Here is an 8,441-nt window from a genome sequence, read left to right on the forward strand (position 1 = left end):
AAAGTTGAATTGCGTACAAAAATACGGCGGGGTGAGAGGTTTCCTACAGGCCGAAGCGCCTCTGGAGATCACCCAGCTGCCCCGGCATCCGGGGTACGCCCATCTGCCCCAGCGGACCCTGTCCGGGCACGCCCTGGGCGTTGCCCGTGGCCGCGCCGGCGCCCACGGTCCCGATGGCCTGCTCCGCCATCAGCATCTCCGAGGACTGGAGAAGCACCGTACCCGCACCGACGAACTCGAACTGGTGCTCCTCGCCCGAGGAACCCCCGATGCCCGTCAGCGACCGCAGGCCGCCGATCACGCCCGACATGTACCCGTGGTCGTAATGGTGACAGGGGGAGGGGCAGTCCGCCCACCCCACCAGCGCCTGCGGGTCCACGCGCAGCGGCGGCTCCATGAACACCACCGGCCCGTTGGAGGCCGCCACGAACTTGCCGGTTCCGATCAGGGTGAGGAAGCCCGGCACGATCGACTGCTTGAGCGCGAGCGTGGGCTGGTAGGCGAGCAGGTTGCCCGACCGGATGGTCAGGTTGCCGTTGTCCAGGTCGTACGAGTTCACGTCGAAGGCCCGGTCGGCGAGCAGCATCTTGCCCTGGCCCTCGGCCACCACCCAGTCGCTCGCGTGCAGCGGCGAGTGGAAGCTGGTGCGCAGCAGCCGGTCGAACCGGCCGTGGCCGATGCCGTTGAACTCGATGCGCCCGTAGTAGGCGATCATCTTGCCCTTCTGCAGGAACCACTGGCTCCCCTTGAGCTCCACGCAGAAGGTGTAGGCGTTGACGTTGTCGTCGGACGGCAGGGTGTACGGGTCGAAGACCGTCGGTCCTCCCGGTCCGCCGGTCACGGGACCAAAGTTCACAGCTTCTCCTCAGAGGCCTGTACGTACACCGCGCCCTGTCCGGACAGCTCCAGCTGGAACGCCTCGCCCGAGCCGCGCCCGACCATGTCGCGCCAGCCCAGCGCCGTGGACAGCTTGTTGCGGACCTCGCCGTGGTGGGCGACGTAGGCCTGCGGGTCGACGTGGATCGGGCGGTTCGGGTGGATCGGCAGCTCGATGACCCCGCCGTGGGCCATCACGGCCACTGAGCCGTGGCCCTTGAGGGTGGTGGTGAACAGGCCCTGGCCCGTCACCTGGCCACGGACCATGCCCATGACCCCGCCCTGCGCGCCCATGAACATCGTGCCCTGCTGCAGCGTGCCGTCGAAGGCGAGCAGCCGGTCGGCCTCCACGTAGAGCGTCTCGCCGGTGAGGCTGATGACCTGGATGTGGTGGCCGCCGTGGCCGAACATGACGGTGCCGCTGCCCTCGACCTCCATCAGCGGGGTCTGCTCGTTCGCCACGCGGCGCCCGATCATGCCCATCACGCCGCCCTGGCCGCCGGTCAGGCTCGGGGTGAAGGACACCTCGCCGCGGTAGGCGAGCATCGCGCCGCGCTGGCTGTACATCTTCTGGCCCGGGACGACCTGGGCCTCGACCATCTTCGAGTTGATCTCGCGGAACGGCATCAGACGTCGCCCCCGATGGTGTTGCGCTCGCTGGGCTGCACGTACACCAGGCCCTCGCCCTCGAAGCGGATCTGGAACGCCTCGCCGGAGCCCTCGCCGATCAGCGTGCGGAAGGTCACACCGGACTGGAAGGACTGCTGGAGGTTGCCGGTGTGCGCGATGTACGCCCCCGGGTCCACGGACAGCGGGTACTGGGCGCTGACGCGCATCACCACCGCCGGGCCGTCGGACACGATCGCCGCCTGCCCGCTGCCCTCGACGGTCGTGGTGAACAGGCCGTTGCCCGTCGTCGCGCCGCGCAGGCCCGTGAAGGTCGTGCCGGTGCGCAGGCCGGCATCGGTGCACAGCAGGTTGCTGGACTCGACGTACAGCTTCTCGCCGCGCAGATTGACGAGATTGATCTCACTCGCCCGGTCGGCGAAGAAGCAGGTGCCGTGACCCTGCACTTCCATCACGGTCATCTGTTCCCCGGTGAGCCGCCGGGTCACCATTCCGCGGAGGCCTTCGCCGCCGCCGGTCATCTTCTTGAAGGCCATCTGGCCGTCGTACGCGACCATGGCGCCGTTTTTCGCTTTCACGGCGTCCCCGGTCAGGTCGACGGCGAGCACCTTGCTGCCTTGGAGTCGGAACTGAGCCACGGGAAGACGGTATCCGCAGCGGGCGGCACCGAACAGGGCCCGTTGGCCGATATCCGTCCCGACCCGTCCCCATGCGTCCCGATCCCGCCGCGGCCCGGGCCCCGCGCCAAGATCGCCCGGGGCGGCTGAGACACTGGGACGGACCCCCGGCATCCACCGCGAAGGTTCCACGTGGACATCAAGACCGCTTCCGCCCTGCACCGGCTGCGCCTCATCTCCGTACCGGAGGCGCTCTCGTTCCCGGCGCTGCTGATCTTCGGCTCGGTGCTGAGCCGGATCTCGGACATCGACTACCTGATGATGCCGCTCGGCGTCCTCCACGGGATCCTGTTCGTCCTCTACGGCGTCTTCCTGCTGGACGTCTGGTTCAAGGCGAAGTGGCCCCTGAAGAAGGTCGTGCTGTTCTTCCTGCTGGCGCTGGTTCCCTTCGGCGGGCTGTACGGCGACCGCCTGCTGGGGCGCGACGAGACGGCCGGCGTGCTCGCCGCCCGCGCCCGCGAGGCGGCCCGCGCATGATGATCGCGTTCTCGGTGACCCCGCTGGGCGTCGGCGAAGAGGTCGGCGAGTACGTGGCCGACGCCGTCCGCGTCGTCCGCGCGTCGGGGCTGCCGAACCACACGGACGCCATGTTCACCACCATCGAGGGTGAGTGGGACGAGGTGATGGACGTGGTCAAGCGCGCGGTGGCCGCCGTGGAGGCGCGCGCCCCCCGGGTCTCCTTCGTCCTCAAGGCCGACATCCGCCCCGGCGTCACGGACGGCATGACGTCCAAGATGGAAACGGTGGAACGCCACCTCGCCGGGGGCTGAGCGGATCGCGAGGCCCGCCGGCCCACACGGCCCGTCGGCTCACACGGCGTGGACGTGCACGTCGGGCGGATTGAGCACCGACAGATATGCGGTGATGTCCTCGGGGTCGCTGGTGAAGATCACCGCACTGCCGTGCTTCGCGGCGGCCAGGGCCACGGCGGCGTCCACCGCGTCCGGCCGTTTCTTCGGGGGGAGTCCGGCTTCCCCCAGGGCGGTGCCGATCCGCCGCCAGTCCGCCAGGTCGAAGCCCGTGGCGCAGGCGATGCACTCCGGACGGCCCGCCCTGGTCTCGCGCATCGGCGGGGCCGAAGCCCGTGCCTGCGGCACGGTGCAGTCCCCGAGCACAGTGGCCAGCGCATGGATCAGTGCAGGGCGGGGGCGCCACACCTGCGCCAGCACCGGCCCGAGGACGAGGGCCCGGTGCGGGGTCTCCTTCAGGGCTTGATGCAGGTGGACCGCTTTGGCCTTGCGGTCGGCAAGGGCGATGAGCATCCCGGTGTCGTAGACGGGGACCCTCGCTCCGCTCACGCGGCTCTTCCGGGACCCGCGCCGGATCGGTCCGCCCCGTAGACGAGACCGAGGGCGGCTTCGACCTCCCGCCGCTCCTGCTCCGTCAGGTCCGGGACGGCCGCGTCCGCCTGCGGTGCGTTCGCGGCCTCGGCTTCGGCCGCCGCGATCAAGGCGTCCACATCCGCGAACCGCGCCTCTATGGCCTCGGTCTCAGCCATCTGCCGTGTCGCCGCGTGCACGAGGTACGCGGAGACGTCCAGGCCGGCGTGCTCGGCGTGCCGCCTGATGCGCTCTGCCTGCTCCTGCTCGAGGCTGATGCTGATCCTGGTCTTGGCCACCCTCGCAGTGTATGACGCGTATTACGCCCCGGCCAGCCTGGCAGACTTCGGAGGCATGACCACCTCCATGATCAAGCACGTCGTCCCGTACTACTCCCAGTGGGAGTCCGCCGCGCTGGTGCCGGAGTTCGTCGCGGGCGCCGACGCGGCACGGGATCCCCTGTGGGCCGGGTCGGGCGCCGAGTCGCCCGAGGAGTACGCCTTCTGGGCGCCCCGCATGTGCGGAGTGGCCTGCCTGCGGATGGCGCTGGGGCGCCTGGGGCTCCCGGTGCCGCCCTCGGTGGAGCTGGTGAAGGAACTCTCCGGGGCCGGGGCGTACGTGCGGGACGGGGACGCGGTGAAGGGGCTCATCTATCAGCCGTTCGCCGAGTACGTCAGCGCCCGCTGGGGGCTGGACGCCCGCTCGGCGCCCGTACTGGATCACCGGACCGTCCGGGACACGCTCGCCGGGGGCGGTCTGGTGATGCTGTCGGTCCATTGGGCGATCCGCACCCTGACCCCCGTGACGGAGGCCAGGGGCGGCCACCTGGTGCTCGCCGTCGGGGCCACCGAGGACGCCGTCTTCGTGCACAATCCCTCCGGCTTCCCCGACGGCTCCCAGCAGTACGCGCCCGTCCCCTGGGCCGACCTGGACCGCTTCTACGCCGGACGCGGCATCCTGCTCGGCGGCCGGGCCGGCTGAGGGGCGCAGCCGGGGCACGGGCGTCTCCGCCTGCCGGTGCGGTGACCCGTTCGGCCCTGTTCGGGCGGGCGCGGCAGGGAACCGCCCGGTCGGGTGCGTCCCGTTCGACAGCCGGAGGCATCTCCCCTTTCGTGGGGATGTGTACCCCGGTTTCGAGCGCTGGAGGAAACCGTGCGGCAGGAAGCCTTCGACTACGAGACCCACAGCCGGCTGGCCGGCCCCTGTGAGGAGCCGGATCCCGCCGTCGCCTACCGCGTGAAGTACCGCTCCCTGCTCGCGGGCGAGGACCTCCGGACCCGAATACGGGCCGTCGCGCTCATGACGCTCGCCCCCGTCGCCGCCACCGGGCTGCTGCTCTACCTCGTCTGGCCCACGCACCGGACCGTCCGGGAGGGCGGCGAGGCCTGGCTGGTGCGGCTCGACGCCGTGATGCTCGGCTCCGTCGCCCTGATCATGCTCTTCATGGTGGTCAACGTGATCTCGATCGCCCACGCCACGATGGTCGCCCGGGACCCCGTCCCCGTCCCCGCCGAACCCGGCACCCGCGTCGCCTTCCTCACCACCTACGTCCCCGGCAAGGAACCCCTCTCCATGGCGGCCGCCACCCTGCGCGCGGCCGTGGCCGTCCGCCACGACGGGCCGCTCGACGTCTGGCTCCTCGACGAGGGCGACGACCCCGAGGCCAAAGAGCTGTGCGCGGCGCTCGGCGTGCGCCACTTCACCCGCAAGGGCGTCCCCGAGTGGAACACGGCCGAGGGTGCCCACCGGGCGAGGACCAAGCACGGCAACTACAACGCCTGGCTCGCCCGGCACGGCGCGGACTACGACTACCTCGCCTCCGTGGACACCGACCACGTGCCGCTGCCGCAGTACCTGGAGCGGATGCTCGGCTTCTTCCGCGACCCCGACATCGCCTTCGTCGTCGGCCCGCAGGTCTACGGCAACTACACCGCCTCGGTCACCAAGGCCGCCGAGTCCCAGCAGTACCTCTTCCACGCACTGATCCAGCGCGCGGGAAACCGCTACGGCGCCCCCATGTTCGTCGGCACCAACAACGCCGTCCGGATCAGCGCCCTGCGGCAGGTCGGCGGGCTCTACGACTCCCTCACCGAGGACATGGCCACCGGCTTCGAGCTGCACCGGAGCAGGAACCCCGGCACCGGCAGGTTCTGGCGCTCCGTCTACACCCCCGATGTGCTCGCCGTGGGGGAGGGGCCGAGCACCTGGACCGACTTCTTCACGCAGCAGCTGCGCTGGTCGAGAGGGACGTACGAGACCCTGCTGCGGCAGTACTGGCGGGGCTGCTTCCGGATGCCCCCGGGCCGCCGGCTCAACTACACCCTGATGCTCGTCTACTACCCGATGACCGCCGTCACCTGGCTGCTCGGCGTCCTCAGCTGCGTCCTGTTCCTGTGGTTCGGCGCCTCCGGCACCCAGGTCTCCTCCGAGGTCTGGCTGATGCTGTGCTCCGACGCCGCCGCCCTCCAGGTCGGCCTGTACCTGTGGAACCGCCGCCACAACGTCTCGCCCCACGAGCCGGAGGGCTCCGGCGGCCTCGCCGGCATGGCCATGTCGGCCGTCTGCGCGCCCGTCTACCTGGTATCGCTCGGCTCGGCCGTCCTGCGTACCCGGGGCCGTTTCGTCGTCACCCCCAAGGGCGGCGTCGCCAGCCCCGACCGGCCCGCGACCTTCCGCATCCACCTCTTCTGGGCCGCCGTCCTCCTCGTCTCCCTCGCGGCCTCCGTGCGCTACGAGCACACCCACGCGGCCATGCGCGTCTGGGCGTTGCTCGCCCTGGCCGTCACCCTCGCCCCGCCGGCCGTATGGGCCGTGACGGAGCTGCGCGCCCGTACGGCCCGGGCCGCGCCCGACGGGGGACCCGAGCCGGGCGAGGAGCCGGAGCAGGCCTTCGCGACGACGGCGGGAGGGAACTGAGCCATGGGGTACCGCCCTTCGGAGCAGTTCAAGAAGACGGCCCTGGGCGCCGGAGCCGTCGCCCTGCTGCTCGCGCTCAACGCGCCCGCCGCGCTCTCCTTCGCCGGTGAGCGCTACCACTCGTACAAGATCGGGCGGTCCAGCTACCGCGTCCAGTACGGCTCGTGGGGGCTGATCGGCCTCCCCGGGGAGTACCGGATCAACGCCATGCACGCGGCGCTGCTGCGCACCGGCAAGGTGCTGCTGATCGCCGGCTCCGGCAACGACCAGCGGAACTTCGACAAGGGCAGCTTCTCCACCGTCCTGTGGGACCCGAAGGACGACAGCTTCAAGAAGATCCCGACGCCGGAGGACTTCTTCTGCTCGGGCCACAGCCAACTCCCCGACGGGCAGCTCCTGGTGGCCGGCGGGACCGCGCGCTACGAGGTGCTCGACGGGAAGGTCACCCGGGCCGGCGGCGGGATGCGGGTCAAGAACGAGAGCCCCGACAAGGCGGTCACACTGGCGAAGGGCACCGTCTTCCGGTCCCCCTCCGGCGTCGAGTACGTGTCGAAGTTCGCCGTCACCGTCCCCAAGGCCACCCGGCGGTTCGAGATCGCCCAGGGGCGCGGCGGGCAGATGATGCCGTGGAGGACCAAGGTGGTCGCGGCCGAGGCGAGGGTCTTCGTGGAGGCGGTGCGGGAGGGCGCCGCGGGGCTGACGACCCAGGCCGCCCAGTACACGGTGGCCGGGCTGACCGGCAGGGACGCCCGCGACGTCTACGGGCTCGCGGAGCGGCTCAGCGCCCGCAAGCAGGACTTCCAGGGCATCAAGTCCGCCTACGAGTTCGACCCCCTGGCGGAGAAGTACGTACCGGTCGACCCGATGAAGGACGCCCGCTGGTACCCGACCCTGGTCGCGCTCCAGGACGGGCGGGTCCTCGCGGTGTCCGGGCTCAACGACGTGGGCGACGTCGTACCCGGCGACAACGAGTACTACGACCCGAAGACGAAGAAGTGGTCCAAGGGCCCCTTCCGCTACTTCCCGACCTATCCCGCCCTCTTCCTCACCCAGGGCGGCAAGCTGCTCTTCACGGGCTCCAACGCGGGTTACGGGCCCAAGGGCAAGGGGCGCGAGCCGGGCGTGTGGGACCTGACGACGAACCAGTACCGGAAGGTCGGCGGACTGGCCGACCCCGACCAGCTGGAGACCTCCTCGTCCGTGCTGCTCCCCCCGGCCCAGGACCAGAAGGTGATGGTGCTCGGCGGCGGCGGAGTCGGCGAGTCCAGGCGGTCCACGGCCCGCACGGCGGTCGTGGACCTCACGGCGGAGGTGCCGGTCTTCCGGTCGACGGCCCGGCTGCCGCAAGGGGTGCGCTACCTCAGCAGCGTGCTGCTGCCCGACGACTCCGTCTTCACCACGGGCGGCTCCGCCGACTACCGGGGCCGGGGGGCCAGCGACATCCGCAAGGCGCAGTTCTACTATCCGCGCACCGACACCTTCGTGGCCGCCGCGGCCCCGACGGTCGGGCGCAACTACCACTCCGAGGCGCTGCTGCTGCCCGACGGGCGGGTGGCGACCTTCGGCTCCGACCCGCTCTTCGCGGACAAGGACAACACCAGGCTGGGCCGGTTCGAACACCGGCTGGAGGTGTACAGCCCGCCCTACCTGCACCGGGACCCGGCGCTGCGGCCGGTCCTGGGCGAGGGCCCCGAGGAGGCCGAGCTCGGCGGCTCCGCCACCTTCCGGGCACCGCGGACCGAGCGGATCCAGCGGGCCCGGCTGATGCGGCCGAGCGCGGTCACGCACACCACCGACGTGGAGCAGCGCTCGATCGAACTCGGGCTGGAGAAGAAGGCCGGCACGGTGACGGTCACCGTGCCCGCCGACCCGACCCTGGTGCCGCCCGGCTGGTACATGCTGTTCGTGACGGACGCGGACGGCACCCCGTCGGTGGCGAAGTGGGTCCGGGTGCGTCCTGCCCCGGAGCCGGCGCCGCCCGCGCGGCCGCCGTCGGCGGCGTCGCGGGACGGCTGGCTGAACTAGG

Annotated in this window: 10 protein-coding genes; 5 read left to right on the forward strand and 5 right to left on the reverse strand. The window is 71.1% G+C overall.

Annotated elements, in window-relative coordinates; all coding sequences use genetic code 11:
- Positions 1-43: 43 nt before the first annotated feature.
- From ABZY57_RS14350 to ABZY57_RS14360, 3 genes are read right to left on the reverse strand one after another with little or no spacing between them, the layout of a single operon-like run.
- The gene (locus tag ABZY57_RS14350; RefSeq protein ID WP_356511621.1) at positions 44-856 is read right to left on the reverse strand and encodes an AIM24 family protein; all 813 of its coding nucleotides are present in this window, start codon (positions 854-856) and stop codon (positions 44-46) included.
- Positions 853-1,503, reverse strand: a complete 651-nt coding sequence (locus ABZY57_RS14355) for an AIM24 family protein (RefSeq protein ID WP_250744760.1) — start codon at positions 1,501-1,503, stop codon at positions 853-855. Before ABZY57_RS14355 ends, ABZY57_RS14350 begins: the two co-directional genes overlap by 4 nt.
- Positions 1,503-2,141, reverse strand: coding sequence for an AIM24 family protein (locus ABZY57_RS14360; protein WP_356511623.1), 639 nt, complete (start codon positions 2,139-2,141; stop codon positions 1,503-1,505). The genes ABZY57_RS14355 and ABZY57_RS14360 overlap by 1 nt, the downstream gene beginning before the upstream one ends.
- 171 nt (positions 2,142-2,312) lie before the next feature.
- On the opposite strand from ABZY57_RS14360, the gene ABZY57_RS14365 reads away from it, so the two are divergent.
- Together ABZY57_RS14365 and ABZY57_RS14370 are read left to right on the forward strand one after the other, a co-directional pair.
- Positions 2,313-2,657 (forward strand): DUF3817 domain-containing protein, encoded by a 345-nt coding sequence (locus tag ABZY57_RS14365; RefSeq protein WP_356511625.1) that lies wholly within the window; start codon positions 2,313-2,315, stop codon positions 2,655-2,657.
- Positions 2,654-2,950: an MTH1187 family thiamine-binding protein gene (locus ABZY57_RS14370; protein WP_250744763.1), complete on the forward strand. Its 297-nt coding sequence runs from the start codon at positions 2,654-2,656 to the stop codon at positions 2,948-2,950. Before ABZY57_RS14365 ends, ABZY57_RS14370 begins: the two co-directional genes overlap by 4 nt.
- Before the next feature lie 39 nt (positions 2,951-2,989).
- Here the strand turns inward: ABZY57_RS14370 and ABZY57_RS14375 are convergent, their stop codons facing one another.
- Positions 2,990-3,478 (reverse strand): hypothetical protein, encoded by a 489-nt coding sequence (locus ABZY57_RS14375; RefSeq protein WP_356511628.1) that lies wholly within the window; start codon positions 3,476-3,478, stop codon positions 2,990-2,992.
- Positions 3,475-3,798 (reverse strand): hypothetical protein, encoded by a 324-nt coding sequence (locus tag ABZY57_RS14380; protein WP_356511630.1) that lies wholly within the window; start codon positions 3,796-3,798, stop codon positions 3,475-3,477. The genes ABZY57_RS14375 and ABZY57_RS14380 overlap by 4 nt, the downstream gene beginning before the upstream one ends.
- A 55-nt stretch (positions 3,799-3,853) precedes the next feature.
- Here ABZY57_RS14380 and ABZY57_RS14385 point away from each other — a divergent pair, with 55 nt between their 5' ends.
- The 3 genes from ABZY57_RS14385 to ABZY57_RS14395 all read left to right on the forward strand — a co-directional run bounded on the left by ABZY57_RS14385 (position 3,854) and on the right by ABZY57_RS14395 (position 8,440).
- Positions 3,854-4,480 carry a C39 family peptidase gene (locus ABZY57_RS14385; protein WP_356511632.1) on the forward strand — a complete coding sequence of 209 codons (627 nt, stop codon included), beginning with the start codon at positions 3,854-3,856 and terminating at the stop codon, positions 4,478-4,480.
- A gap of 171 nt (positions 4,481-4,651) precedes the next feature.
- On the forward strand, positions 4,652-6,415 hold the full coding sequence (locus ABZY57_RS14390; protein ID WP_356511634.1) for a glycosyltransferase family 2 protein: 1,764 nt from the start codon (positions 4,652-4,654) through the stop codon (positions 6,413-6,415).
- Between the two features lie 3 nt (positions 6,416-6,418).
- On the forward strand, positions 6,419-8,440 hold the full coding sequence (locus ABZY57_RS14395) for a kelch motif-containing protein (RefSeq protein WP_356511636.1): 2,022 nt from the start codon (positions 6,419-6,421) through the stop codon (positions 8,438-8,440).
- The last annotated feature ends 1 nt before the right edge of the window (position 8,441 follow it).

This window comes from Streptomyces sp. NPDC006450, from assembly GCF_040612195.1.
Classification (GTDB): Bacteria; Actinomycetota; Actinomycetes; order Streptomycetales; family Streptomycetaceae; genus Streptomyces.

What these genes read in the sequence shown, in the direction of transcription:
- ABZY57_RS14395 (WP_356511636.1), top strand. Translation starts at nt 6,419, where the DNA reads ATGGGGTACCGCCCTTCGGAGCAGTTCAAGAAGACGGCCCTGGGCGCC.
- ABZY57_RS14355 (WP_250744760.1), bottom strand. Translation starts at nt 1,503, where the DNA reads ATGCCGTTCCGCGAGATCAACTCGAAGATGGTCGAGGCCCAGGTCGTC.
- ABZY57_RS14370 (WP_250744763.1), top strand. Translation starts at nt 2,654, where the DNA reads ATGATGATCGCGTTCTCGGTGACCCCGCTGGGCGTCGGCGAAGAGGTC.
- ABZY57_RS14385 (WP_356511632.1), top strand. Translation starts at nt 3,854, where the DNA reads ATGACCACCTCCATGATCAAGCACGTCGTCCCGTACTACTCCCAGTGG.